General features: G+C 58.9%; 26 protein-coding genes. 12 read left to right on the forward strand and 14 right to left on the reverse strand.

The window, feature by feature from the left end:
- Window positions 1–84: 84 nt before the first annotated feature.
- Window positions 85–624 (forward strand): hypothetical protein, encoded by a 540-nt coding sequence (locus HMPREF2875_RS08570; RefSeq protein WP_070672130.1) that lies wholly within the window; start codon window positions 85–87, stop codon window positions 622–624.
- A 127-nt stretch (window positions 625–751) separates the two neighbouring features.
- Here the strand turns inward: HMPREF2875_RS08570 and HMPREF2875_RS08575 are convergent, their stop codons facing one another.
- Window positions 752–2,032 carry a uracil-xanthine permease family protein gene (locus tag HMPREF2875_RS08575; protein WP_070672132.1) on the reverse strand — a complete coding sequence of 427 codons (1,281 nt, stop codon included), beginning with the start codon at window positions 2,030–2,032 and terminating at the stop codon, window positions 752–754.
- A 34-nt stretch (window positions 2,033–2,066) separates the two neighbouring features.
- Entirely contained in the window at window positions 2,067–3,542 is a 1,476-nt protein-coding gene (hflX, locus tag HMPREF2875_RS08580) for a GTPase HflX (RefSeq protein WP_070672134.1), read from the reverse strand.
- Window positions 3,543–3,663: 121 nt separating this feature from the next.
- Between hflX and HMPREF2875_RS08585 the strand changes: the two genes are divergently transcribed.
- Together HMPREF2875_RS08585 and HMPREF2875_RS08590 are read left to right on the forward strand one after the other, a co-directional pair.
- Entirely contained in the window at window positions 3,664–4,437 is a 774-nt protein-coding gene (locus HMPREF2875_RS08585) for a hypothetical protein (RefSeq protein ID WP_070672137.1), read from the forward strand.
- A gap of 35 nt (window positions 4,438–4,472) precedes the next feature.
- Window positions 4,473–4,991, forward strand: a complete 519-nt coding sequence (locus HMPREF2875_RS08590) for a hypothetical protein (RefSeq protein WP_070672139.1) — start codon at window positions 4,473–4,475, stop codon at window positions 4,989–4,991.
- A 14-nt stretch (window positions 4,992–5,005) separates the two neighbouring features.
- On the opposite strand, the gene dapF is transcribed toward HMPREF2875_RS08590, so the two are convergent.
- Genes dapF through HMPREF2875_RS08605 form a run of 3 tightly spaced genes read right to left on the reverse strand, consistent with a single transcriptional unit; the run spans window position 5,006 to window position 7,397 of the window.
- Window positions 5,006–5,842: a diaminopimelate epimerase gene (gene dapF, locus HMPREF2875_RS08595; protein ID WP_070672141.1), complete on the reverse strand. Its 837-nt coding sequence runs from the start codon at window positions 5,840–5,842 to the stop codon at window positions 5,006–5,008.
- Window positions 5,843–5,853: 11 nt separating this feature from the next.
- Complete coding sequence (miaA, locus tag HMPREF2875_RS08600) at window positions 5,854–6,771, reverse strand: tRNA (adenosine(37)-N6)-dimethylallyltransferase MiaA (protein ID WP_070672144.1); 918 nt, start codon at window positions 6,769–6,771, stop codon at window positions 5,854–5,856.
- On the reverse strand, window positions 6,771–7,397 hold the full coding sequence (locus HMPREF2875_RS08605) for a hypothetical protein (RefSeq protein WP_070672146.1): 627 nt from the start codon (window positions 7,395–7,397) through the stop codon (window positions 6,771–6,773). The genes miaA and HMPREF2875_RS08605 overlap by 1 nt, the downstream gene beginning before the upstream one ends.
- A 132-nt stretch (window positions 7,398–7,529) precedes the next feature.
- Here HMPREF2875_RS08605 and HMPREF2875_RS08610 point away from each other — a divergent pair, with 132 nt between their 5' ends.
- Window positions 7,530–8,846, forward strand: a complete 1,317-nt coding sequence (locus HMPREF2875_RS08610) for a DUF349 domain-containing protein (RefSeq protein ID WP_070672147.1) — start codon at window positions 7,530–7,532, stop codon at window positions 8,844–8,846.
- A gap of 24 nt (window positions 8,847–8,870) precedes the next feature.
- On the forward strand, window positions 8,871–9,947 hold the full coding sequence (locus HMPREF2875_RS08615; RefSeq protein WP_070672149.1) for a GNAT family N-acetyltransferase: 1,077 nt from the start codon (window positions 8,871–8,873) through the stop codon (window positions 9,945–9,947).
- Window positions 9,948–9,972: 25 nt separating this feature from the next.
- On the opposite strand, the gene HMPREF2875_RS08620 is transcribed toward HMPREF2875_RS08615, so the two are convergent.
- Both HMPREF2875_RS08620 and miaB read right to left on the reverse strand, forming a co-directional pair.
- Window positions 9,973–10,614, reverse strand: coding sequence for an Rv2732c family membrane protein (locus HMPREF2875_RS08620; protein ID WP_070672151.1), 642 nt, complete (start codon window positions 10,612–10,614; stop codon window positions 9,973–9,975).
- Window positions 10,615–10,636: 22 nt separating this feature from the next.
- Entirely contained in the window at window positions 10,637–12,208 is a 1,572-nt protein-coding gene (gene miaB, locus HMPREF2875_RS08625) for a tRNA (N6-isopentenyl adenosine(37)-C2)-methylthiotransferase MiaB (protein ID WP_083311895.1), read from the reverse strand.
- A 138-nt stretch (window positions 12,209–12,346) separates the two neighbouring features.
- Between miaB and gluA the strand changes: the two genes are divergently transcribed.
- The 4 genes from gluA (at window position 12,347) to HMPREF2875_RS08645 (ending at window position 15,721) form a co-directional block, all read left to right on the forward strand.
- Complete coding sequence (gluA, locus tag HMPREF2875_RS08630) at window positions 12,347–13,075, forward strand: glutamate ABC transporter ATP-binding protein GluA (RefSeq protein ID WP_070672304.1); 729 nt, start codon at window positions 12,347–12,349, stop codon at window positions 13,073–13,075.
- Between the two features lie 51 nt (window positions 13,076–13,126).
- Window positions 13,127–14,014 (forward strand): glutamate ABC transporter substrate-binding protein, encoded by an 888-nt coding sequence (locus tag HMPREF2875_RS08635; RefSeq protein WP_070672153.1) that lies wholly within the window; start codon window positions 13,127–13,129, stop codon window positions 14,012–14,014.
- A gap of 82 nt (window positions 14,015–14,096) precedes the next feature.
- Window positions 14,097–14,783: a glutamate ABC transporter permease GluC gene (gene gluC, locus HMPREF2875_RS08640; RefSeq protein ID WP_070672154.1), complete on the forward strand. Its 687-nt coding sequence runs from the start codon at window positions 14,097–14,099 to the stop codon at window positions 14,781–14,783.
- Window positions 14,783–15,721 carry an amino acid ABC transporter permease gene (locus HMPREF2875_RS08645; protein WP_070672156.1) on the forward strand — a complete coding sequence of 313 codons (939 nt, stop codon included), beginning with the start codon at window positions 14,783–14,785 and terminating at the stop codon, window positions 15,719–15,721. The genes gluC and HMPREF2875_RS08645 overlap by 1 nt, the downstream gene beginning before the upstream one ends.
- A gap of 34 nt (window positions 15,722–15,755) precedes the next feature.
- On the opposite strand, the gene recX is transcribed toward HMPREF2875_RS08645, so the two are convergent.
- From recX to HMPREF2875_RS08660, 3 genes are all read right to left on the reverse strand, one after another.
- Window positions 15,756–16,349, reverse strand: coding sequence for a recombination regulator RecX (gene recX, locus HMPREF2875_RS08650; RefSeq protein ID WP_070672158.1), 594 nt, complete (start codon window positions 16,347–16,349; stop codon window positions 15,756–15,758).
- A 12-nt stretch (window positions 16,350–16,361) separates the two neighbouring features.
- A complete protein-coding gene (gene recA, locus HMPREF2875_RS08655; protein WP_039675824.1) occupies window positions 16,362–17,495 on the reverse strand; it encodes a recombinase RecA in 1,134 nt (377 codons plus the stop codon).
- A gap of 266 nt (window positions 17,496–17,761) precedes the next feature.
- Window positions 17,762–18,250, reverse strand: a complete 489-nt coding sequence (locus HMPREF2875_RS08660; protein WP_141754604.1) for a hypothetical protein — start codon at window positions 18,248–18,250, stop codon at window positions 17,762–17,764.
- Between the two features lie 111 nt (window positions 18,251–18,361).
- On the opposite strand from HMPREF2875_RS08660, the gene HMPREF2875_RS08665 reads away from it, so the two are divergent.
- Genes HMPREF2875_RS08665 through HMPREF2875_RS08675 form a run of 3 tightly spaced genes read left to right on the forward strand, consistent with a single transcriptional unit; the run spans window position 18,362 to window position 20,273 of the window.
- Window positions 18,362–18,952, forward strand: a complete 591-nt coding sequence (locus HMPREF2875_RS08665; RefSeq protein WP_070672162.1) for a biotin transporter BioY — start codon at window positions 18,362–18,364, stop codon at window positions 18,950–18,952.
- A 9-nt stretch (window positions 18,953–18,961) separates the two neighbouring features.
- Window positions 18,962–19,654: an energy-coupling factor ABC transporter ATP-binding protein gene (locus HMPREF2875_RS08670; protein WP_070672164.1), complete on the forward strand. Its 693-nt coding sequence runs from the start codon at window positions 18,962–18,964 to the stop codon at window positions 19,652–19,654.
- Window positions 19,655–19,658: 4 nt separating this feature from the next.
- On the forward strand, window positions 19,659–20,273 hold the full coding sequence (locus HMPREF2875_RS08675; RefSeq protein ID WP_070672165.1) for an energy-coupling factor transporter transmembrane component T family protein: 615 nt from the start codon (window positions 19,659–19,661) through the stop codon (window positions 20,271–20,273).
- A 13-nt stretch (window positions 20,274–20,286) separates the two neighbouring features.
- On the opposite strand, the gene HMPREF2875_RS08680 is transcribed toward HMPREF2875_RS08675, so the two are convergent.
- The 4 genes from HMPREF2875_RS08680 to pgsA form a co-directional block, all read right to left on the reverse strand.
- The gene (locus tag HMPREF2875_RS08680) at window positions 20,287–21,123 is read right to left on the reverse strand and encodes a PspA/IM30 family protein (RefSeq protein WP_070672167.1); all 837 of its coding nucleotides are present in this window, start codon (window positions 21,121–21,123) and stop codon (window positions 20,287–20,289) included.
- 140 nt (window positions 21,124–21,263) lie between these two features.
- Window positions 21,264–21,614 carry a helix-turn-helix domain-containing protein gene (locus tag HMPREF2875_RS08685; RefSeq protein WP_070672169.1) on the reverse strand — a complete coding sequence of 117 codons (351 nt, stop codon included), beginning with the start codon at window positions 21,612–21,614 and terminating at the stop codon, window positions 21,264–21,266.
- Window positions 21,615–21,659: 45 nt separating this feature from the next.
- Window positions 21,660–22,136: a CinA family protein gene (locus HMPREF2875_RS08690; protein ID WP_070672170.1), complete on the reverse strand. Its 477-nt coding sequence runs from the start codon at window positions 22,134–22,136 to the stop codon at window positions 21,660–21,662.
- Window positions 22,126–22,734 carry a CDP-diacylglycerol--glycerol-3-phosphate 3-phosphatidyltransferase gene (gene pgsA / locus HMPREF2875_RS08695; RefSeq protein ID WP_168165574.1) on the reverse strand — a complete coding sequence of 203 codons (609 nt, stop codon included), beginning with the start codon at window positions 22,732–22,734 and terminating at the stop codon, window positions 22,126–22,128. Before pgsA ends, HMPREF2875_RS08690 begins: the two co-directional genes overlap by 11 nt.
- Between the last annotated feature and the right edge of the window lie 40 nt (window positions 22,735–22,774).

A 22,774-nucleotide genomic window follows, 5' to 3' on the forward strand; every position in this document is an offset into this window, starting at 1 on the left:
GTTTCGCCTTTCTGGGGCGTCTCGGACTCTGCATCTTTTTCATCGCCGCTCGATGAAGTGACCCGCTGTGTTAGTGTCAAAGATATGACCGACCAGCCCATAACGCCCTCAGACTTCGGCATCGAAGCGCTGAATCTGGCGCTGATTGCGGAATGCTTAGCCCCGCGCTTGGATAGCTTTACCGCTTCCGAGAATCATTACCGGCACGAGGGCATGTGGAAAGAACCGAAATTCACCGTCGTCGCGCTCATTAGGCACAAGCTGGCCATCGATACCGTGCTGGCCATTGAGACTGAACGCGAACAGGGATTGGCCTTTCTGGGCTACGAAGTCATGGGAGCGTTGACCCGGTTCCGCAGCGACCTCGATACCGATACGCTCCATCACGGAGTTGCCTCACTCCTCTGGGCCGATCAGCTAGCTGGAGACTATCCAATTGGAAAGGCAGATTTCACCCATCCCGAAAACGTCACGTGGCCGACTCATACTGAAGACGAGGTCTATGTGCAGACGGTGCGAGAGCTGCTTGACTACGTACAGGCTCGAAACGGCAGTGATGATGTCTGGCTGAACGACGATTTCGTTGCGAGGCTGAAGCCTCAGTGGAAAGTACCAGAGCAATAGCACCTTATGCAGTTTCCTGCACGGATTCACCTGGGGTTTTAGTTGAAAGCGGCTCCAAATGGTGCCTTTACTCCGCTCCCACCCCTGCCTCGGAAGCAATGCCCCACGGAGGCAGCACACGTCCTAGCTAGTACTTGGCGTGCTGTCCCTCACCGACGGACTCGTAGAGCTTCTTCATGACTGGGTACAGCACGATGATGCCCACCGATCCCCAGGCGATGCCCTCCAAGGTGACACCGAAAACGTCGAGGGTGAGGTTTCCAATGCCGGCAATGAGCGCTACAGCCGCGGCGGTGAGGTTGACAGGGTTGTTGAAGTTGACCTTGTTATCCATCCAGATGCGCACGCCGAGCATGCCGATGAGCCCGTAGAGCACCAGGCAGGCACCACCCAATACGCCGGTAGGGATGGTGAAGATGAGTGCGCCAAACTTCGGGATGAAAGCCAGCGCGATAGCGGTGATGGCGGCAACCCAATACGCGGCCGTGGAATAAACGCGAGTTGCAGCCATGACGCCGATATTCTCAGCGTAGGTCGTGGTGCCGGAGCCACCGAAGCCACCAGCTAGGGAGGTCGCGAGGCCGTCAGCGATAAGGGCATCGCCTGCCAGATCGTCGAGGTCGCGCTTCGTCATTTCGGAGACGGCCTTGACGTGGCCGACGTTCTCAGCGATGAGGACGACGAGAACCGGCAGCGCCGCCAGGATGGCGGAGACATGGAACTCTGGGGCGTGGAACTGCGGGACGCCAATCCAGGCAGCCTCACGAATAGATTCCACGGCGCCCTCCCCCAGGTTGCCGGTGACGGCCGCGAAGGCCCATCCCACAACAACGCCGATGAGGATAGACAGACGCGAGACCATGCCACGGCCAGCCACAGTGGCCAAGATGATGACCGCCAGGGTCACGGTGGCCACGAGGGGCTGGCTAGAGAAGTTGGAGGCCGCGTTAGGCGCCAGGTTTAGGCCGATGAGTGCCACGATGGCGCCGGTAACCGCGGGTGGCATGACTGCGTCAAGTACCTTGCGGCCAGCGGCCTTCACAGCGAAACCGATGAGCACAAGAACCAGGCCGGTCACGAGGACCGAGCCAGCTTGCGCACCGATGCCGTACTGCTGCGAGGCGGTCAGTGGTGCAATGAACGCAAAGGACGAGCCCAGGTAGGAGGGCAAGCGGTTGCGCGTGATCATTAGGAACAGGATTGTTCCCAGACCAGAGAAGAGCAGTGTGGTGTTGACCGGGAAACCGGTCAGCGTGGGCACAAGCAGCGTCGCGCCAAACATGGCCACGACATGCTGCATGCCGATGCCAATGGTGCGGCCCCAGCTCAATCGTTCTTCGGGCGCAACAACCGCACCCGGTTTAATAGTTTTTCCGTCCCCATGGACGTCCCAGGAAAAGATACTCACGAGCCTTTATTATGGCCCACCCGAGCGCCGAATCCTAAGCGGAATCCTCCACGCGGAACTCGGCTAGCTCGGCGGCGACGGAGGCTGGGAGGCGGACGTCGACAAGCGTGCCCTCCCCCGAGTACTCCTCACTGCGCACGGTACCCTCCGCGTGGAGGCGCGCCACCACGTCACCACGAGTAAAAGGGATAAGCAGATGCACGTGCTCGTCGCGGGAGTTAAGGAAAAGCTCCACGCGTGCCGTGAGCTCGTCCACGCCCTCGCCGGTCTTTGCGGACACGTAGACCACATTGTCGCGATCGAGCACGTGGCGCAGCTCTGCCAGAACGAGTGGATCGGCTTGGTCAATCTTGTTGATCACGATGATCTCCGGCGGAGCTTCCTCGCCGGTTTCCTTCACGATGTCGTAGATAACGTTGTTCACCGCCTCAATCTGCTTGAGCGGGAACGGGTCAGACCCATCAACTACGTGCAGCATGAGATCTGCGGCGAGGACTTCTTCCAGCGTGGACTTGAAGGCTTCCACCAGCTGCGTCGGCAAGTGGCGCACGAAACCGACGGTGTCGGTGAAGACTACCTGGCGACCGTCGGCAAGCTCGGCTCGGCGCGTCGTGGGATCCAGCGTGGCGAACAGGGCATCCTCAACCAGCACGCCTGCGCCCGTCATCGCGTTGATGAGAGAGGACTTTCCAGCATTGGTGTATCCAGCAATCGCAATTTGCGGCACCGTGGAGCGCTGGCGCTTCGCGCGCTTGACCTCGCGGGCAGTCTTCATCGCCTTAAGTTCTTTGCGCAGCAGCGCCATCTGGGTACGGATGCGACGTCGGTCCGTCTCAATCTTGGTTTCACCAGGACCACGCAAACCCACACCGCCGTTGGAACCGGCACGGCCACCTGCCTGGCGCGAAAGATTGCCACCCCAACCACGCGTGTGCGTGTAGAGGTATTCCAGCTGCGCCAGGGAGACCTGTGCCTTACCCTCCTTGGACTTCGCGTGCTGCGCAAAGATATCGAGGATGAGCATGGTGCGGTCAATGACCTTCGTGTTGAGAGCGCGCTCGAGAGCAGAGAGCTGACCGGGGGTGAGCTCACCATCGCAGACGACGGTATCGGCACCGGTCGCGGCCACAATATCCTTGAGCTCAGCAGCCTTGCCTGAGCCAATATAGGTTCCTGGGTCGGGCTTCTCACGCTTCTGGTAGAGCGCCTCCACCACCTCTGCGCCAGCAGTTTCCGTCAAGGCTGCCAGCTCAGCCATCGTGGCCTCCACTTCGGCCACGGTTCCCTCGGTCCACACACCAACGAGGATCACTTGCTCCAGACGGAGCTTTCGGTATTCCACCTCGTATCCGTCAGTGGTGTCTTCAGCACGGATGGTGGTCTCCCGCGTCACACGGCGGAAGGCATTGCGCTCGGCAAGGTCCAAGTCACCAATCGTCGGATCCTGCGGCGCGGGGGCAGGCTCACCAAAGGCCTGCGCGAGGAGTTCATCATGGGTTTGTTTCGTCATATGCTCCCTATTCTTGCACGTCGACGTGCCAAAACGGGAATTGCGTGAGTGCGAAGACTGAGGTGAGTTAGCTTCTCAAGGCTATTTTTGACTCCTCCTCGCGGCGGATACAATAGTCGACATGACCGTCAACGAGAAGACCCACCCAGAGATGCAGGCCATTGGCCTGAACTACGAGCGCTGGCAGGACGCCGTGGAGGCCGCGATTTCCACCAATCAGCTGGCAGTGACCGGCGAGGTACGCGGCGGGCAGCTTATCCAGTTTGCGGATGCTTCCGGCGCGCAGCTCAACATTTTGGCGGTCGAGCCTTTCGCCACCTTCATTGGTTTCGATTCCGTCACTCAGGGCTTTGCGCATGTCTCGATGATCAATGACGTTCTCGCCTACCTTGACATCATCGATCCTTTCGGCACCGTCCTGGCACAGGCCACCGCCAACTTGGCCCAGGGCCCGCTGCTTGTCGACGAAGACACGCAGCAGTGGCAACAGGTGGAACTCACCGCAATGGGTCTCGACGTTACGCACTTTGAAACCGCAGAGGCTTACGAGTCCGAGAAGGGCTCCTACCCCGCCGCCTTTGAATCCCAGGGCGCACAGATTGTCGCTTCTGGTTCGGGAGCTGCCGCGCCGACCCCGGGCTGCACCTTTGCTGCGCGAGTCATGGAATCAGAGTGGCGCCACAACCAGCTCACCGGACAGCGCTTTATGCACTTGGTCATGGATGGTGTGTTCCCGTTTGACCTGTGCCTCCCCGAGAGCTTTGGTGAACTGCCAGCCAAGGATTCTGTACTGGCGGGCACGGCGATGCTGACTGCGTCGATTGCGATGCCGACTGGCGGCTGTGGTGGCGAGGGCGGCTGCGGTTCCGGCGGCTGTGGCTGCGGCGGCCACTAAGCCACCGAGAGAACTAATGCCGTAAAGTTGTTCCCATGAATTTTTCCGCATCTCAGCGTCGCAGGCTTGCTCTGCTCCTCGCTGCGGTCACGGCCGTAGTGTTGGTAGTGACGCTGAAGCTGCCGGGAGTCATCCTCGCCTTTCTTGTGTGCGGAGCGCTGTGGCTTATCGCCGGCGCCCGCCCAGACGCCTCGGAACACGCGGCCCTCCGCGCCTCCATCGCCTTAACGGTCGAGGACATCACCGACGTCATCCAGGATTACACGACCTTCGCCACGAGCGAGGATTCAGATGCGTTGGCAGATCGCACACTGCACCGCCCAGCGCTTGTCGACGTCGACTGCACCAACCCCTCCATCGAGGCCTTTCACTACGAGATGCATGGAGCGCAGCGTTTCCTTCGCCGACTCAATGCGCGGATTAACGCCCCCGATGTCGAAACCAGCGAGCTGGAATCCTTGCTCAAGGTGGCCGATGAACGCGCGGCGGAACTCAAGGAATCCTGGCTGGCCGCGCGCCGCGCTGCCTTGGCGCTGGGCACAGATTACAAATAGACGCCCCGTCTTAACTACAGCGACGTCTCTCCGGTAGCCACGATGCGCGATGGCCCAGTGAGTGTGGAGCCGTCCTCAGTAATCTCCACTGTGACCTCACCACCGGGGACAATGACACGGACGGTGCCGGTTGCCCGGGAGGCGTCGGCAAGCGCGGCACGTGCAGCCGCCACCGTGCCGGTACCGCAGGAACGGGTCTCCCCGACGCCGCGCTCGAAGACTCGCATGTGAACAGCGCCCGCCTCCAGCGGAGTCACAATCTCGACATTCACTCCCGCCGGGAAAAACTCGGTGTCAATTACTGGTTGCTCAAGGGTCTTTTCCGCCAATGCCTCCGCGCTCAGCCCTGGGATAACCGCAGCCAAATGTGGGTTTCCCATATCCACGCCAAGGCCCGCAAACTTCTCCCCCGCCATCGACGCTGTGGACACACCAAGCACAGTAGCCGGGCCCATCTCAACACTGACCTCAGCATCGGTCTCAGTGAAAGAGTGAACGGTCACACGTTTGGCTCCGGCACGAGTACCCACCGTGAAATTGTCTTTGTCCACCAGCCCACGGGAGCGCACCCAGTGGGCAAAGACGCGGGTACCGTTGCCACACATTTCTGCTACTGAGCCGTCGGCATTGCGGTAATCCATAAACCAGTCCTGCGCATCAATGCCCGGCGCGAGCTCGTCGATGTCACCAGCTGCCAGCAATTCTCCAGCGCGGATGACGCGGAGCACGCCATCGCCGCCGATACCGGCGCGACGATCGCAGAGGGCCTGGACTTTCTCTGGTGGAAGGGGCTGTGTTCCTTCCACAATGACAAAGTCGTTCTCAGTTCCGTGTCCCTTGGCAAAGTTCATATTTGTAGAGTCTAACGACTCTCCAGGACACGCAAAGCTTCTTCCCGTGTATCGCCGGCGGCATCCAACCACGAAATGCGCTTATCCCTGTTAAACCAGGCGCGTTGCCTACGCACATAACGCCGCGTGCCGGTGATGGTGCGCTCAATGGCCTCGTCCCAGGTCAGCTCCCCGCGCTGGGCATCGAGGACCTGGGCGTAGCCGATGGCCCGCCCAGCTGTGGAGTCTGCGACCAAGCCCTGAGTCTGGAGCTTTTCAACTTCCTCGACGAGGCCGTTGTCGAACATGAGGCGACTGCGCAGATCAATACGGGGATTGAGCCATTCAGCTTCAGTGCGAAGCCCGAGGATTCGCGTACCCCACCGCGGCGGCGCGTTCTTGGGCGGCTGGCTGGCCTTGAACGGCTTGCCGGTCAGCTCGATGACTTCCAGGGCGCGCACGGTGCGACGGGGGTCTTTGTCCTCGATGATTGCTGCTGCGGCAGGATCGATTTCGGCGAGCTCTGCATGCAAAGCGTCGGTGCCAATCTCTTGGCGGCGGGCTTCAAAACGAGCACGAACCGCGGGATCGGTCGGCGGGAACTGCCAATTATCCACCAACGATTGCACGTACAGCATCGAACCGCCCACCAAGATCGGAGTTTTTCCGCGGGAGAGAATGTCCTCCACATCAGCGATAGCGGCTGCCTGGTAGCGTGCTACGGACGCGGTCTCCGTCACCTCCCACACATCAAGTTGATGGTGCGGAATCCCCTCACGTTCTTCCAGTGTCAGCTTGGCGGTGCCAATATCCATACCGCGGTAGAGCTGCATGGAATCCACGTTGACGACTTCACCGTCCAGCTCGTGGGCAAGTGACACACCCAGAGCAGACTTTCCGGAGGCCGTGGGCCCCACCACCGCGATGGGGGTTGGCGCAGAGGAGTTCATCAGCGCTGCCACCCCGCTACATAGCGGCCAACGCCGAGGGTGGAATCGGCTGCCCGCAACTCCGCATAATGTGGGTGCACAGTCGCCAGCTGTGCCCACAAGTCGGTTTCCAGAACTCCCGCTGAACGCAGTTTTTCCTCATCACAGTGAACGTCCGCTCCGGATAAGACCGATTCACACCACAAATGCGCGTCGCGCGCGCCGTCCACCAAAGCAAGCGGGGCGCGGTCGGTCAATCCAGCAGAGCCGTCGATGCACACCACCGTCAGCCGCCCGTCCTTGATTTCCTCAATATCGGACCGTGAATCCACGACTTCAAAGCCCTCTGTGCCCAGCGCCTGGGTAAGGGCATAGCGAGCCATGAGCTCCGGGAGGTACTGCCCGCCACCGACGTTGACCTGTGGGGCGCCCCATGCGCGCAAGCTTCCCGGAAGCTCAGTGCGCCAGCGCGGATCGCGGGAGCCCACAATATCTACGGGTAGTGGAGTGGCGCCGCCAGTAATCACGCGCGCGGCATCGCAAGCCAGCTCGCATGCGGCACGCAGGAGTGCGCGGGAAGCATCGTCGCCCGGTGAGAGTTCTTCTGCTAGCGCCGGTGAGGCCGGCATAATCATGAGATTCTGCATCAACTCCCATCCTATAATGGTCACAAATGTGGGGTTAGCACGCGACTGCGCGGCGGAAACGGTAGTGTTGTGTCACATAAGTTCTGGCAGCCGTGTCGCGCGGCGCGATTGTACCGAAGGTGGTTTCCTACCATGTCCGCTATCCCTAGCCCTGGAGCAATGCCCCGCAAAGGCGCTCGTTCCGGCCCTAAGCCCTCCGCACCGGCAGCACGCCCCGCTCAGCCCCCGAAGAATGACCCGGCCAAGTGGGGTCGCGTCGACGCTGATGGCTCGGTGTATGTCAACGCCCCTGAGGGCGAGCGCAAGATTGGTGACTGGCAAGCCGGCACTCCGGAGGAAGGACTCGCTCACTACGGCGCACGCTACGACGACCTGTCTACAGAAGTTGAGCTGCTCGAGTCGCGTCTGAATGCCCACCCGGGGGATGCATCTTCTATCAAGACCACCGCTGCCGAACTGCGCGAGTCTCTCCCTACTCAGGCCGTCATTGGCGATATCGCCGCTCTGGACAAGCGCCTCGCAGCGGTTATCGAGCACTCCGTCGAAGCCGGGGAGCAGGCACAAGCTGATAAGGCCCGTCGCCGCGAAGAAGCCATTGCAAAGAAGGAGAAGCTCGCCGCTGAGGCAGAGGACATCGCCGCGAACTCCACTGAGTGGAAGGCTGCCGGTGATCGCATCCGCGCCATTCTGGAAGAGTGGAAGCAGATCCGCGGCATCGACCGGAAGACCGATGATGCACTGTGGAAGCGTTACTCCCGCGCTCGCGATTCTTTCAACCGCCGTCGCGGCTCTCACTTTGCCGAGCTGGACCGCAACCGCGCAGCTGCCCGCGCTAAGAAGGAGGAACTGGTAGAGCGCGCCGAGGCCATCAAGGAATCCACCAACTGGGGTGAGACTGCCCGCGCGTACCGTGATCTCATGACGGAGTGGAAGGCAGCTGGCCGCGCTCCACGCGAGGTGGACGATAAGCTCTGGGCCCAGTTCCGCGCAGCCCAGGATTACTTCTTCAATGCCCGCAACGCAGTCAACGACGAGCGCGATAAGCAATTCGCTGAGAACGCCGCGGCCAAGGATGCGCTCATTGAGGAGTATGACTCCCAGATTGACCCGTCCAAGTCCATCGATGGAGCCAAGGCCAAGCTGCGCGAGCTGCAGGAGAAGTGGGAAGAGATTGGTTTCGTCCCGCGCAACCAGGTTCGTGAGTATGAGGCAAAAATCTCTGCGCTGGAAAAGCGCGTGAGCGAAGCTGAGGACTCCGAATGGCGCCGCACTGATCCGGAGGCCCAGGCCCGCGTAGCCCAGTTCCAGGCCAAGGTCGATGACTTTACCGCCCAGGCAGACGCTGCAGAGGCGAAGGGAAACACTAAGAAGGCCGAGGACCTTCGCGCTCAGGCGGCTCAGTGGCAGGAGTTCGCGGACGCTGCCGCAGCTGCTGTCAACGACAAGTAAACGTCTTCATCAACCACCACTGAGGTGTTTGTTCAGATTGTCGCCCCGCCGGGCTCAGCCCATGCTGAACCGGCGGATTGTCTGCGAAGTTTCGTCTTTGATGCCAACCTTGCAGCCCAAGAAGCCAGCGGTGATCCGGCTGCAAGTGGCTCCCCGCGCCGCGTACTCCAGCGCCTCCAAGGCTCAACAGAGTCCCGCACCTTGCTTTTTGGGTTGACTGATTCCGCGCTGGGTGAGGCAGGTGAGCTCGGGCTTCCTGTAATTTCCGCGGCGGAGCCCAGCCCGGAGATCGATTTCGATGGTTTCATCCACATTTCCCTGCCGCTGCTGGAGGAAACCGAGAACGCCGATATCGAATGTGTACTGTCGGCGGAACTCCTGCCCCTGCCCGGGGAAGAGCTGGAGCCCGATGCCCTCGAGGTAACGCGTGCACTTGCGCAGCAGGCCCTGCGCTTGACCCGCCAGCTCGGTCGCCGCACCGCCCAAGTAGGCATGCTGTACCCACCGGATGCGGACTATACCTACGATCCGATGTCGCAGGCCTACCTTGAGCTGGGTTTTAAGCCTAAGCACGCCGAGCATCAGCTGTATGTCGATATCAGCCCTACTCCCCCAGTGCTCGGCGCGCAGGTGTGGGCGGACTATGACATCCCAGAGGAGTTTCTCGATGACGTCCTCCGGCTGCTCACTGTCGCCTCCACCGACGCCATCTTTGGTGACTTAAGCGTGGAGCCCATTGTGTGGACGCGCCAACGCCTCACTGAGGCGCATGCACGGCTTCGCTCTCGCGGGGCTCACACGCTGCTCGTCGGGCTCATTGAGAACGGCAGCGTCGTCGCCCTTACGGAACTTTCCCGACATGGCGATGCTGACCCAGAGGTCTGCGAGTGGACGCTCACGGTCACCGACCGTGAACACCGTCGCCGCGGGCTCGCCACGCGTGCCAAACAGCATGCTCAGCATGCGGTGGCGCAGCACTGGCCCGATGTGCGCCGCGCCTACTGCTCCGTCGCGGATGCCGATCCCGCCATGAATGCGTTATATGCGCGGCTAGGCGCACACGCTATTTCTGCCAGCAGCGCCTACGAGCTGACCGTGTAGAAGGGATAGTCGGTATAACCACGCCTTAGTTGTCGTCAGAGTCTTCCTGTTGACGGCGGTGGCGGGAGGCCGCTTGGGAGCGACGGTTATCGATGAGCAGCGGATTCTCTTCGGCCGGAACATCTGTTGCGGCCTCCGATTGCAGAACACCTACATGATCCAATTGTCCCGAAACCTCGCGCACCCGTTCTGCTGCCGCGAGCTGCTCCGGGCTGCGGCGAAGCGCCACCTGGCAGTAGACGATGAAGGCGATAAACGTGGATAGCGCGCCTACGTACATGCCAATTCCGGCGCCGTCCGCTGCGCTGTCGCGGTACCAAAAGCCCCAGAGGTTCGCGAAGAAGGAAACCGTGGTCATCATCCAGGCCACTAGTGCCAGAGCGGTGCGCCGCGTCACGATGGTGGCGGTCGTGAGCACTCCCACGCCGACCAATGCCAACCATGCGCTGATTGCCTCCACGAGCGAAATCTTGACACCCTCAGAGGTTGTTCCCAACATGAGTGCTTCCCAGCCATGAGCTTCGCCGGCATACGGAAGGAGCAGATACGCTATCCACAACACCACCGAAACGATGAGCGCATAGCGGTGAGCACCGAGCTCGATAGTCTTGGCAGCACGGCGCTCAGCGGCAACGGCGTCCTGCACGGCATTCAGGTCATCACTCATGTACGTGGAGCCTACTCTCCCCTTAGCAACCACACGCGTCGGCTGACGCGGCTGGGGCGCTAGGCTTGCCGACGCCCGGCAGACCCAACCCCACACCAATCGGTGCGGTAGTAGGCGTTTGACCAGCCGCGGACATGTCACCAGCCGTAGTGCGGCGATGCTCGGTTACTCCGGAATCGGCGACGAGGAAGAAGGAACCAGAGTCCGTCACTGTGGTGTGGACGACATCACCGGCGCGAATCTCGTCGGAGATGTCCTTCCCCGTGGCGTCGACAGGCGCGAAGTGCACCAAGCGGCCATCGCGGGCACGGCCGGACATGCGATGTGTTTCATCGTTCTTGCGGCCACCCTCTGCTTGGACAAGCAACTCAACGTCGGTGCCCACAAGCTTGGCATTCTCTTCCGCCTGAATGGAATCCTGCAGCGCGACGAGGCGCTCGAAACGCTCTTGGACAACTTCCTTGGGGATCTGATCCTCCATTTCAGCTGCCGGGGTGCCCGGTCGAGGTGAATACTGGAAGGTGAAGGCGGAAGCGAAACGCGCGCGGCGCACTACATCCATGGTGGCCTCGAAGTCCTCTTCGGTCTCCCCTGGGAAACCCACAATAATATCGGTGGTGATGGCCGCATGCGGCATCTTCTCGCGCACCTCATCGAGGATGCCGAAGAACTTCTTCGTACGGTAGGAGCGGCGCATGTCTTTCAGTACCTTGTCCGAACCTGATTGCAGCGGCATATGCAGCTGCGGACACACAGACGGGGTCTCTGCCATCGCATCAATAACATCTGAGGTGAACTCCGCTGGATGCGGCGAGGTAAAGCGCAGACGCTCCAAGCCTTCAATCTTGCCCACTTCACGCAACAGCTTGGAGAAAGCAAAACGGTCACGTGGCATGTCCGAATCCGCGAAGTTTACGCCGTAGGCATTGACGTTTTGGCCCAGCAAGGTCACTTCAGACACACCCTGGTCCACGAGCGCCTGGACTTCAGCGAGGATATCGCCGGGTCGGCGGTCTTCTTCCTTACCACGCAAAGAAGGCACGATGCAGAAAGTACAGGTGTTATTGCAGCCCACTGATACCGAAACCCAGCCGGCATAGGCGGACTCTCGTTTGGCCGGCAGTACGGAGGGAAAGGCCTCGAGGGAGTCGACGATCTCCACCTGGGCCTCATCATTGTGACGGGCGCGCTCCAGCAGTGTCGGCAGGGCCGCCATGTTGTGGGTACCAAAGACAGCGTCCACCCACGGCGCATGATCGAGGACAGTGTCCTTATCTTTCTGCGCCAAGCAGCCACCGACGGCAATCTGCATGCCGGGGTGGTTCTCCTTGGTCTTCTTCAACGCGCCCAGCGTTCCGTACAAGCGCTTATCAGCGTTTTCGCGCACCGCGCAGGTGTTGAAAACAACGAGATCCGGTTCAACGTCAGCAGGTGCGGCAATGTAGCCGGCCTCTTCAAGAAGGCCGGAAATACGCTCAGAATCATGCACGTTCATCTGGCAGCCAAAGGTGCGCACCTCATAGGTGCGGGGCTGGTGTTCAGTTACAGGGGTGCTCACGTGGGGACATTCTAACGGCCACGTCCCACTACTCATAATGCCTCGCACGCAGCCAAGCGTTATACATTCGTTACCCAAAGTTGCATCATCCCCTTTCCCCACCCCTTATTCTTCTACCTATGATTCAGTTCACTTTCACGAAGGGGGTGTGGCATGTCTAACACGAAGCGTCCCATGATTGAAATCTCCGGAGTCAACAAATACTTCGGCGATTACCATGCTCTCCGCGATATCAATTTGGAGATCGGCCGCGGAGAGGTGGTCGTCGTCCTCGGCCCCTCCGGTTCCGGAAAATCCACGCTCTGTCGCACGATCAACCGCCTCGAAACCATCGAGGAAGGAAGCATCTCCATAGACAGCACCCAGCTCCCCGAAGAAGGCCGCGAGCTAGCCAAGCTGCGCGCCGACGTGGGCATGGTCTTCCAGCAGTTCAATCTCTTTCCGCACAAGACAATCAAGGACAACGTCACACTAGGTCCGATAAAGGTGCGCAAGATGAAGAAATCGGAGGCTGAGGACCTCGCCATGCAGCTGCTGGAACGCGTGGGTATTGCTAACCAAGCCGAGAAATACCCCGCTCAACTCTCTGGTGGCCAGCAGCAGCGCGTGGCTATCGCCCGTGCACTGGCCATGCGCCCCAAGGTCATGTTGTTCGACGAGCCGACCTCGGCTCTTGACCCAGAAATGGTCAATGAAGTTCTGGACGTCATGACGGACCTCGCCAAGGAAGGCATGACCATGGTCGTGGTCACCCACGAAATGGGCTTTGCGCGGCGCGCTGCTGACCGCATCCTCTTCATGGCCGACGGAAGCATCGTCGAAGACACCGACCCAGAATCTTTCTTCACCAACCCGCAGTCGGATCGCGCCAAGGACTTCCTTGGCAAGATTCTGCAGCACTAACCGTCACTACCTCACACAACTTTCCATCTCACTCTATTCAAGGAGAATCTCATGTCCCGCACCTTTACCCGCGTCACCGCCACCGTTGCTGCCCTCGTTGCTTCGAGCTCGCTACTCGTTGCCTGTGGTGGCGATTCCGCTGATTCCGCCGGTGGTGGTGAAGGCCTACTTGCTCACATTGAGGCAGGTAACGTCACGCTCGGAACCAAATTCGACCAGCCAGGCTTGGGTCTGCGTGAAGGCGATGGCTCCATGACCGGTCTCGATGTGGACATCGCGACCTATGTGGTAAACCACATCGCCGAGGCCAATGGCTGGGAAGAGCCAGAAATCGAGTGGCGTGAGACCCCGTCTGCACAGCGTGAGACCCTCATTGAGAACGGCGAGGTCGATCTCATTACCGCTACCTATTCCATCAATGCGTCACGCGCCGAGAAGGTCAACTTTGCCGGCCCATACCTCGTTACGCACCAGGCACTGCTTACCCAGGAAGATAACTCAGACATCACCGGCCTGGATGGACTCGACGGCAAGATTCTCTGCTCAGTGACCGGCTCGACTCCAGCCCAGAAGGTCAAGGAAGCCCTCCCCAGCGTTCAGCTGCAGGAGTACGACACCTACTCCTCCTGCGTGGAGGCTTTGAGCCAGGGCAACGTGGACGCCATGACGACGGATGCCACGATTCTCAATGGTTACGCGGCTCAGAACCCAGGCAAGTTCAAGGTGGTTGAGCTGGAAAAGGACGGCAAGCCGTTCACTGACGAATACTACGGTGCAGGTCTGAAGAAGGACGACCAGGAAGCTACCGACGCCGTCAATAAGGCATTGGAGGAGCTGCATTCCTCCGGTGAATTCGACAAGCTCGTGTCTGAGAATTTGGACAAGGGCGAAGGTATCGACGAAGCCACCATCGGTGACCTTTCCTTCCTCGAATCCTAAGCACTAGTCACCTACGCCTTTCCCGTAGTCTGCGCCGAGGCCACTCTGTTCCTCGGCGCAGACGTATTCCTAGGAGAATCTTATGGACTCCATGTGGGCTGCACTTGGCCCTAATCTATGGCCGGCCTTTTGGCTCACCATCCAACTGACTTTCTGGTCCGCCATTGGCGCGATGATTCTAGGCACCATTCTCACCGCAATGCGTGTCTCCCCGGTCAGCATCTTGCGGTGGATTGCCACTACATACATCACAATGGTGCGCAATACCCCACTCACGCTCATTATTCTGTTCTGTTCTTTTGGTCTTTACCAAAACCTGGGCTTAGCGCTGGCGAGTAGGGATTCTGCGACATTCCTTGTGGACAATAACTTCCGCCTCGCCATCTTAGGCTTCATCCTCTATACCTCGGCTTTCGTAGCGGAGTCGCTGCGCTCCGGCATCAACACCGTGGACTTTGGCCAGGCTGAGGCAGCTCGTTCATTGGGGTTGAGCTTTACACAGACGTTCAGCACCATCATTTTCCCACAAGCGGTCCGCGCAGCGATCGTCCCACTGGGCAACACGCTTATCGCACTCACTAAGAACACAACTATCGCCTCAGTGATTGGCGTAGCCGAAGCGTCACTGCTCATGAAGTCCACGATTGAGATGCATGCCAGCCAGCTGTTCCTCATCTTCTTTATCTTCGCGGTCGGCTTTATCCTCCTGACCCTGCCCATGGGACTTGGACTGGGCAAGCTTTCTGAGACTCTGGCGGTGAAGAAATAATGTCTGTACGTGCAACAGTGCTTTACGACGCCCCTGGCCCCAAAGGCAAGCGTCGCAACCTCATCTACACCATCATCACCTTCGTACTTTCTGCAGCGGTTCTTTATTGGGTGCTGTCCACCTTGCATGAGCGTGGACAGCTCGCGTCCGAGTTATGGTCCCCGTTTCTCAATAGTCAGACGTGGACGACGTACCTCATCCCTGGCTTACGGGGAACTATCTTCTCCGCAGTGGCCTCGATTGTCTTCGCCATTATTTTCGGCGTGATTTTCGGGCTCGGCCGGTTGAGTGAGAACGTCATCATCCGCACTGTGTGCGGAGTGGTCGTCGAATTCTTCCGTGCCATTCCCGTACTGCTGCTCATGATTTTCGCCTACCAGCTTTTTGCCATTTATGACGTCGTGCCGTCTAAGCACCTAGCATTCAGCGCCGTAGTCTTTGCCCTGACTCTGTACAACGGCTCGGTGGTGGCAGAAATTCTTCGCTCGGGCATCAAGTCCCTGCCCAAGGGCCAGACGGAGGCTGCCCGCGCACTAGGCCTTTCGCACAATCAAACCATGCTCACCATCCTGCTCCCGCAGGCAGTGGCCGCTATGCTGCCGGCATTGATTTCGCAGATGATCATCGCGCTCAAGGACTCTGCCTTGGGCTACCAGATTGGCTACGTCGAGGTGGTGCGCTCCGGTATCCAATCGGCGTCTTATAACAAGAACTACCTAGCTTCGCTCGTTGTCGTCGCCATCATCATGATTCTCATCAACTGGGGGCTCAGCCTTCTGGCCGAGCGCATTGAGCGCCAGCTGCGCGCTGGTCGTGCCCGCAAAAACATTGTGGCGAAGGTCCCTGAGCAGCCGGACCAAGGCCTCGATACCAAGGACAACGTCAACGTGGACTGGCACTCGAAGGGCTACACGGAAATCCGCAACCCAGCCGAGTAAACCTGTTGATCTACAGCAGTTAGCGGGGTGCGGCTCAGGTCAGTTCAGCGATGCGGGCATCCAATGCCTCGATGGATACTCGCATCGTCAGGCTGTGACTGTAGCCGCGGCGTGCCAGCGTCCCCACTATTCGTCTGAGGAACTTGTCGCGCTCATGCCGGTCCGCAGGCACCTTCTTGAGCGTCCGCGCCTTCTTCTCCGCCACCTTGCGGGCAGCTGCTTCTTCCGATTCCTCGGTGATTTGTTCCAAAGCCACCGCACGGTCAGCAGCATCGACGCCTTTATCCTTGAGCTCCATGTTCAAGGCGCGTGCAGATTTGCCACGACGCACATGCCGTTGACGTACCCACTCGCGTGCGAAGCTCTCGTCATTAATAAGGCCCACACCCGCAAGATCATCAAGGACCGCATCGATAACATCCGGCTCGAACTCTGCTGCAAGGAGGCGTTCGCGTAGTTCTTCGCGCGAACGCGCCCGCTGGTCAAGAAGCCGTAGTGCTCGGGAGCGCACTGAGGCCTTTGCCTCCTCGGCCTCGGCATCAATGAGCTGTCCGCCCGCAGCACCCGATTCATAGTCTTCGAGTGCTTGGCGCAGCTTCTCTATCTTCTCCAGTGAGGGTTGGACCATCTCCGACGCGGCTTAGTCGTCGTCGAAGTCGACGTTCGGAACCAAGCCGACGGACTCATCAGTCAGCGGATCATCTGCGCCAGGAACATCCATGGCTACGTCATCCCCTGCCTCAGCAGCGGCTGGCCCTACACCAAGCTTGACGAAGATCTTCTTCTCAATCTCATCCGCCAAGTCTGGATTCTCCTTCAAGAAGTTGCGGGCCTTCTCTTTGCCCTGCCCCAGCTGGTCACCTTCATAGGTGAACCACGAACCGGACTTCTTGATGAAACCGTGCTCGACGCCCAGATCAATGATGGAGGATTCGCGTGAAATACCTTCGCCATACATGATGTCGAATTCCGCAATCTTAAACGGCGGGGAAACCTTGTTCTTCACGATCTTGAGTTTGGTGCGGTTACCAATGGCGTCCTGGCCATCCTTTAGAGTCTGAATGCGGCGAATGTCGCAACGCACGGAGGCGTAGAACTTCAGCGCCTTGCCACCGGTGGTGGTCTCCGGCGAACCGAACATCACGCCAATCTTCTCACGCAGCTGGTTAATGAAGATGGCGGTCGTCCCAGAGTTGTACAGGGCACCGGTCATCTTGCGCAGTGCTTGGGACATCAGGCGAGCCTGCAAGCCCACGTGGCTGTCACCCATTTCACCCTCAATCTCCGCCTTCGGCGTCAGTGCCGCTACGGAGTCAATGACGATGATGTCAATAGCGCCGGAACGCACGAGCATGTCCGCAATTTCCAGTGCCTGTTCACCCGTGTCCGGCTGAGAAACCAAAAGATTGTCTGTATCCACACCCAGAAGACGTGCATACTCAGGATCGAGGGCATGCTCAGCATCGATGAAAGCCGCGATACCGCCTTCCTTTTGTGCGGAGGCAATAGCGTGCAGAGCCACCGTGGTTTTACCAGAGGACTCAGGGCCATAAATCTCCACGATGCGCCCGCGCGGGAATCCTCCCACACCCAAGGCAATATCGATGGCAGTGTTACCGGAAGAAATAGCCCGGATTGGCGGGCGATCATCGTCACCCAAGCGCATAACAGCGCCCTTGCCGAAATCCTTTTCAATCATGGACATTGCGGCGTCAAGGGCTTTCTGACGATCGTCACCCTTGCTTGCTGCCGAGGACTTCTTCTTCGTAGCCATTTACTTCCTCACTACTTTGTCGAGTGTTTTACGATGAGCGATAACTGGTGTGATAGCTGATTTTTAATGCGGTTTTCGTGCCGCTGACGCGGGAGTCACCAAATTAGACTGCCGCACAGAGGCTTCGGTTCCCAGGTCTGTCAACAACTGCGGTTTCGCTTTTGTTTCACACCACGACGGTACTCTAACGCCCCTAGCGGACTCCCCACTCACAATACACACACAAGTGTTCGATTTGCGACTCTCATCCCTGGCATGTCGAACTACTATTGCTTCACCCAGGGGCCATCCTGTTCGGAGCGCACAAAGGTCACTTCTTCGCTTGCCGGCAGCACGGCAACAACACCGCCCATGTTTCGACACACATCAAGATCGTCTTCGGGAGCGAAAGAGGTGACATACTTGGAGAATCCCGAGCCTTCAGTGTCGCGATAAATCTCCACGGTGCCACGCGATGGCGGATACCACTCATCATCTTCATCAGAGCCTCCCTGCCAGGTTCCACCACTAGCTTCATCAACATCGGATTCAGTGGCACCTGAGCAAATAAAAATAACGCGCTGATACTGGGTATCGAAGATATCACCGACAGGCATCGTGACCTCTCCCACTTCACCGTCGGCAACGCCTGCAGCAGCATCGATATTCTCAATCACGTTAGCCGAGTTAATAAGCGAACACCCCGACATCACCACCGAAGTCGCAACGATGACCGCACCGCTGCACGCTACCTTTATTGCCCGTAGTTTAGTCATGCCCAGAGAGTACCCCGTATGGGGTAGTTTCGCCGCCCAAAAGCCAAGCTTGAACGGTGTTCAAAAGTGCCCATTTGCTGCTAACTTCTCCTACTAGATAAACTTTGGCCCATGAAAAAGAATTCTGTCGCTCTCGACATCGCTTACGTCGCAGTCTTTACCGCACTCATCATCGTTTTCGCGTTTGTGTCTATCCCCACCCCAACCGCGGGCGTGCCGATCGTCATCCAGAACGCCGTCATTATTCTTGCCGGCCTCGTCCTGGGCGGTCGCCGTGGCTTCTTCGTTGGCCTCCTCTTTATGGCCCTCGGCCTGGTAGGCCTTCCTATCTTGGCTGGTGGCCGCAGCGCGCTCAGTGCCATCGCCGGCCCCACCGTGGGATACCTCGTCGGCTACATCATTGCCCCCGCCATCGCGGGTCTCATCGCCTACCGCGCACCGCGGAATAAGGGCGGCATGATTTTCACGCTCGCTATCGCCGGCATCATTGGCCTTGCTATCCAGTATCTCTGCGGCAGCCTCGGTCTCATGGTTCGCTCTGATATGTCCTTTGGCGCCGCGATTCTGGCCCAGGGACCGTTCATCGTCCCGGACCTCATCAAGGTAGCCATCATGGTCGCCATTGCAGCCGGTGTCCACGCCGCTTTCCCAGATCTCATGGGGCGCCGCGCTCAGAAACCACAGCTACAAGCCCAGAACTAAGCTGCCGCCGTGCCTCAGATTGATTTTCACAACGTCTCCGTTTCCTTCGACGATAAGAAGGTCCTTGATAGCGTTTCGATGACGTTGAACGAGCAGCGTATCGGCATCATCGGCGCCAATGGCGGCGGCAAATCTACCCTCGTTCGACTCATCAACGGCCTCGGGGAGCCAACGGAAGGCACCGTGCTGGTGGACGGAGTGGACGTTGCCAAGCACGGCAAAGAGGTTCGCCGCAAGGTGGGCTTCGTCTTCTCCGATGCAGAAAACCAAATCGTCATGCCAAATGTACGGGATGACGTGGATTTTTCGCTGCGCAGGCTCAAGTTATCCAAAGAGGAACGAGCTGCGCGGGTTGATGCTGTCCTTGATCGTTTTGGATTGACCCCTCTGTCTGACCAATCTCCCCATACGCTGTCGGGCGGGCAAAAGCAGCTGCTCGCCCTCGCTGCCGTCCTCGTCATGGAACCCACCGTCATCATCGCCGATGAACCCACGACGTTACTGGATTTACGTAATCGCGATCGCATTCGCCGCGAATTCAAGAGCCTTCAACAGCAACTGATTGTGGTAACCCACGACCTGGACTTTCTCTCAGACTTCGACCGCGTGATATGCATCGATGAGCACCACGTCGCCGCTGATGGGCCTCCCGATGAGGTCCTCCCCTTCTACACCAGGCTCATGGCCTCACGCCCGCTCTAGAATCATGCCCAAGAACATCCCCCTCGGCTTTTACGTCGACGCAGACACGATTATTCACCGCATCCCTGCTGCGGTGAAGTTCCTCGCCCTTATCTCCTTCATCCTCGTCACCTCGTTAGCAGTGAAGACGATTGCGTGGGCAGGCTTGAGCCTTGCTATTCCTCTCATCCTCTTCCCCGTCGCTCACATCCCCCTCCGGGTGGCAGTAGGTCAGCTCGCTCCCCCGCTCTATCTGCTGGTAGCGCTCGCAGCATTTCAATGGTGGCAGAAAGATCTCACCTCGGCAGCGATCATGTTTCTTACGGTCTATGTGGCCGTCACCGCGGCCGTACTGCTCACCCTCACCACGAAGGTTTCGGAGATGATGGACTCTTTCGACCGCGCTCTCGCACCTCTTGGCAAACTGGGTGTGCCCGTAGAGAACATCACGCTGGCAATGTCTCTCACCATCCGCCTCCTGCCACTCATGCTTGGCACTGTCCTCGAAGTACTTGACGCACGAAAAGCCCGGGGTGCCACGGCCTCACTGACCGCATTCGGTACCCCGGTTATCATTCGCTCTATTCGCCGCGCCCGCGCTATGGGCGAGGCCCTTCACGCACGCGGCGTCGGCGACTAGAAATTCTCAGTTCTTACTCGCCACGCAGCTCACGCAGGCGGGCCTGGACAGCATCATCGGCCGCGCTCGGCTGGGCGTTGTTCTCACCCGCACCAATAGCCTGCTGAGAGTTGCCCTCCACAGCCTTGGTGCTATTCATCTCTGCGCGAATCTGCTCGAGGCGCGAGTGGCCAGCCAGTTGCACGCCTGCCTGCTCGATTTCCTGCATGCGGTTAGATACGGAGTTCTCAGCCAGCTCTGCCTGGCCCAGCGCCTTGGAGTAACGGCGCTCAATCTTGTCGCGCACGGCATCGAGGGACGGAGAATTGCCGTTAGCAGTGAGCTCGTTCATCGAGTTCAGAGACTCGGATACCTTCTCCTGCATCTTGGCCTGCTCCAGCTGGGACAGCAGCTTCGAGCGCTCATTAACCTTCTCACGCAAGGCCATGCCATTGCGCTCGACTGCCTTCTTAGCCTGATCTGCCTGCTGCAGTGCCTGATCGTGCAGCTTCTTCGTGTCTTCCACGGACTGTTCTGCAGTCACGAGCTGGGCGGCGAAAGCCTCAGCGGCCTTCTCGTACTCCGTAGCCTTCTGTACATCGCCCTCAGCGCGGGCCTTGTCCGCGAGGTTCAGGGCATTGCGGGTATTCTGCTGCAGCTTCTCAATTTCGCTCAAGCGACGGTTGAGCTGCATCTCCAGCTGACGCTGGTTACCAATGACCGCAGCTGCCTGCTGGGACAGCTCTTGGTGCTGACGCTGCGCTTCTTCGATGGCCTGCTCGATCTGTACCTTCGGATCCGCGTTCTCCTCAATCTTGGAATCGAAGAGAGCCATCAAGTACTTCCACGCCTTTACGAATGGGTTCGCCATGACAGAAGATGCCTTTCTCAGCAGTTAGGAATGTTCACGTTGATTATTTACGCCACTCACCGAGTGGATGTTCTACCCGTCCAATAGTAGCGAAGCCAATGGAAATGCGTCGCCGATTAAATCCAGATGTGGGATAGGGCTTAAAGTTCCGATGCAGCCGGCGCAGTGGAGGCTAGCTCTTCATCCATCGACGGCAATGCCATGTATCCGGCTGCCTCAATGAGGACATCAGACACGCTGACATCAAGCGCATGGCACACCGATGCCAGAAGCTCAGAGGAAACCTCTTTGCGTCCGCGCTCCAACTCCGAAAGGTACCCCGGGGACACACGCGCCACACCTGCGAGTTCACGCAAAGTCACGCCTTTATCCGCACGGAAGGCCCGCAGCGTCAACCCCAGCGCCTCACGAAGAAGCGGCTCTGGAGCCTGCTCTGCGGTCCGGGCTACTGCCGGAGTGGGTTTTTCAAGAAGTGCAACTGAAGTGTTCATCACTCGGTATAACGGCCGAGCGCCCCTTCTTGTTCCCAAAATCGCCTACTTTTCTTGAATAGTTGATAGAAGCAGGCTCAAGGACGCCTCTACAGCGGCGGCGCGAATGGCGTTTCTTTCTCCCTCATCGAGTTCGATGAGAACGCCGCGCTTAACGACGTCCCTCCGGTACAGCCCCACGTACACCGTCCCTGCAGGTTTTCCCTCCTGCAGATCTGGCCCAGCCACGCCGGTAAGCCCGATGCCCCAGTCAGCGCCCGTTTCCACACACGCTGCGTGCGCCATCTCCACGGCCGTGTCTGCAGAAACAACTCCCTGTTCTTCGAGGCGGTCCACCGACGTGTGAAGGAAGTGCGCCTTCACCTCAATGGCATACGTGACCAACCCACCGCGTAAAACTGCAGATGCCCCAGGCACGCTAGCTATACTCGCCGCTGCGAGACCGGCAGTGAGGGACTCACAGAACGCCACTGTCTCCCCGCGTTCGCGAAGTTTTGCGACAAGGTCGCTCTCAACGGCCATTGGCGTGCCCCGCTCTATTTTCTTTGTAGCCGTCGATGAGGTACTGAATACCCGTGACAACGGTGACGATGACAGCGGCAATCATGACGATAAAGCTGGGGACGTCCATCCAGCTAGGCAACGGGCACAGGTAGAGTGCCACCGCCAATGTCTGCAGTGCCGTCTTGAGCTTTCCACCTTGGGAAGCCGGCACGACCTTACCTTGACGCAGCAGGACAAAGCGCCAGATCGTAATGCCAAACTCACGAACGAGAATCAGAACGGTCACCCACACCGGCAACACGCCAATGATGTTGAGGCACACAAAGGCCGCGGTCATGAGCGCCTTATCCGCAATGGGATCAGCGATCTTTCCAAAGTTGGTGACAAGACCCCGCGACCGCGCAATATCACCGTCTAGCTTGTCCGTGATCATGAGAGCCACGAAACAGCCGAAGGCCCACCAATCGTGCCCGCCAAGCACGAGCCACACGAAAAGCGGGATGAAAAGGATTCGCACACTCGTCAGGATGTTGGGCAGGTTCCAATTGGATACCTCGGGATTAACATCCGTGGCATGAGATTGGTTTTGCGCATCCTGGGAATTCTTCACGCCCATCATCCTACCGTGAGCACCCCACCCTGAGTGCCACAACGTC

It is taken from the genome of Corynebacterium sp. HMSC078H07, assembly GCF_001812805.1.
In the GTDB taxonomy this organism is placed as follows: domain Bacteria; phylum Actinomycetota; class Actinomycetes; order Mycobacteriales; family Mycobacteriaceae; genus Corynebacterium.

Coding starts and splice junctions, on each gene's coding strand:
- HMPREF2875_RS08660 (WP_141754604.1), bottom strand. CDS start 18,250: ATGACTAAACTACGGGCAATAAAGGTAGCGTGCAGCGGTGCGGTCATC.
- pgsA (WP_168165574.1), bottom strand. CDS start 22,734: ATGGGCGTGAAGAATTCCCAGGATGCGCAAAACCAATCTCATGCCACG.
- HMPREF2875_RS08570 (WP_070672130.1), top strand. CDS start 85: ATGACCGACCAGCCCATAACGCCCTCAGACTTCGGCATCGAAGCGCTG.
- gluC (WP_070672154.1), top strand. CDS start 14,097: ATGGACTCCATGTGGGCTGCACTTGGCCCTAATCTATGGCCGGCCTTT.
- HMPREF2875_RS08675 (WP_070672165.1), top strand. CDS start 19,659: ATGCCCAAGAACATCCCCCTCGGCTTTTACGTCGACGCAGACACGATT.
- HMPREF2875_RS08690 (WP_070672170.1), bottom strand. CDS start 22,136: ATGGCCGTTGAGAGCGACCTTGTCGCAAAACTTCGCGAACGCGGGGAG.
- HMPREF2875_RS08645 (WP_070672156.1), top strand. CDS start 14,783: ATGTCTGTACGTGCAACAGTGCTTTACGACGCCCCTGGCCCCAAAGGC.
- miaA (WP_070672144.1), bottom strand. CDS start 6,771: ATGAACTCCTCTGCGCCAACCCCCATCGCGGTGGTGGGGCCCACGGCC.
- gluA (WP_070672304.1), top strand. CDS start 12,347: ATGATTGAAATCTCCGGAGTCAACAAATACTTCGGCGATTACCATGCT.
- recA (WP_039675824.1), bottom strand. CDS start 17,495: ATGGCTACGAAGAAGAAGTCCTCGGCAGCAAGCAAGGGTGACGATCGT.
- HMPREF2875_RS08610 (WP_070672147.1), top strand. CDS start 7,530: ATGTCCGCTATCCCTAGCCCTGGAGCAATGCCCCGCAAAGGCGCTCGT.
- HMPREF2875_RS08665 (WP_070672162.1), top strand. CDS start 18,362: ATGAAAAAGAATTCTGTCGCTCTCGACATCGCTTACGTCGCAGTCTTT.
- HMPREF2875_RS08605 (WP_070672146.1), bottom strand. CDS start 7,397: ATGCAGAATCTCATGATTATGCCGGCCTCACCGGCGCTAGCAGAAGAA.
- HMPREF2875_RS08680 (WP_070672167.1), bottom strand. CDS start 21,123: ATGGCGAACCCATTCGTAAAGGCGTGGAAGTACTTGATGGCTCTCTTC.
- HMPREF2875_RS08585 (WP_070672137.1), top strand. CDS start 3,664: ATGACCGTCAACGAGAAGACCCACCCAGAGATGCAGGCCATTGGCCTG.
- recX (WP_070672158.1), bottom strand. CDS start 16,349: ATGGTCCAACCCTCACTGGAGAAGATAGAGAAGCTGCGCCAAGCACTC.
- hflX (WP_070672134.1), bottom strand. CDS start 3,542: ATGACGAAACAAACCCATGATGAACTCCTCGCGCAGGCCTTTGGTGAG.
- dapF (WP_070672141.1), bottom strand. CDS start 5,842: ATGAACTTTGCCAAGGGACACGGAACTGAGAACGACTTTGTCATTGTG.
- HMPREF2875_RS08590 (WP_070672139.1), top strand. CDS start 4,473: ATGAATTTTTCCGCATCTCAGCGTCGCAGGCTTGCTCTGCTCCTCGCT.
- HMPREF2875_RS08685 (WP_070672169.1), bottom strand. CDS start 21,614: ATGAACACTTCAGTTGCACTTCTTGAAAAACCCACTCCGGCAGTAGCC.
- miaB (WP_083311895.1), bottom strand. CDS start 12,208: ATGAGTAGTGGGACGTGGCCGTTAGAATGTCCCCACGTGAGCACCCCT.
- HMPREF2875_RS08620 (WP_070672151.1), bottom strand. CDS start 10,614: ATGAGTGATGACCTGAATGCCGTGCAGGACGCCGTTGCCGCTGAGCGC.
- HMPREF2875_RS08635 (WP_070672153.1), top strand. CDS start 13,127: ATGTCCCGCACCTTTACCCGCGTCACCGCCACCGTTGCTGCCCTCGTT.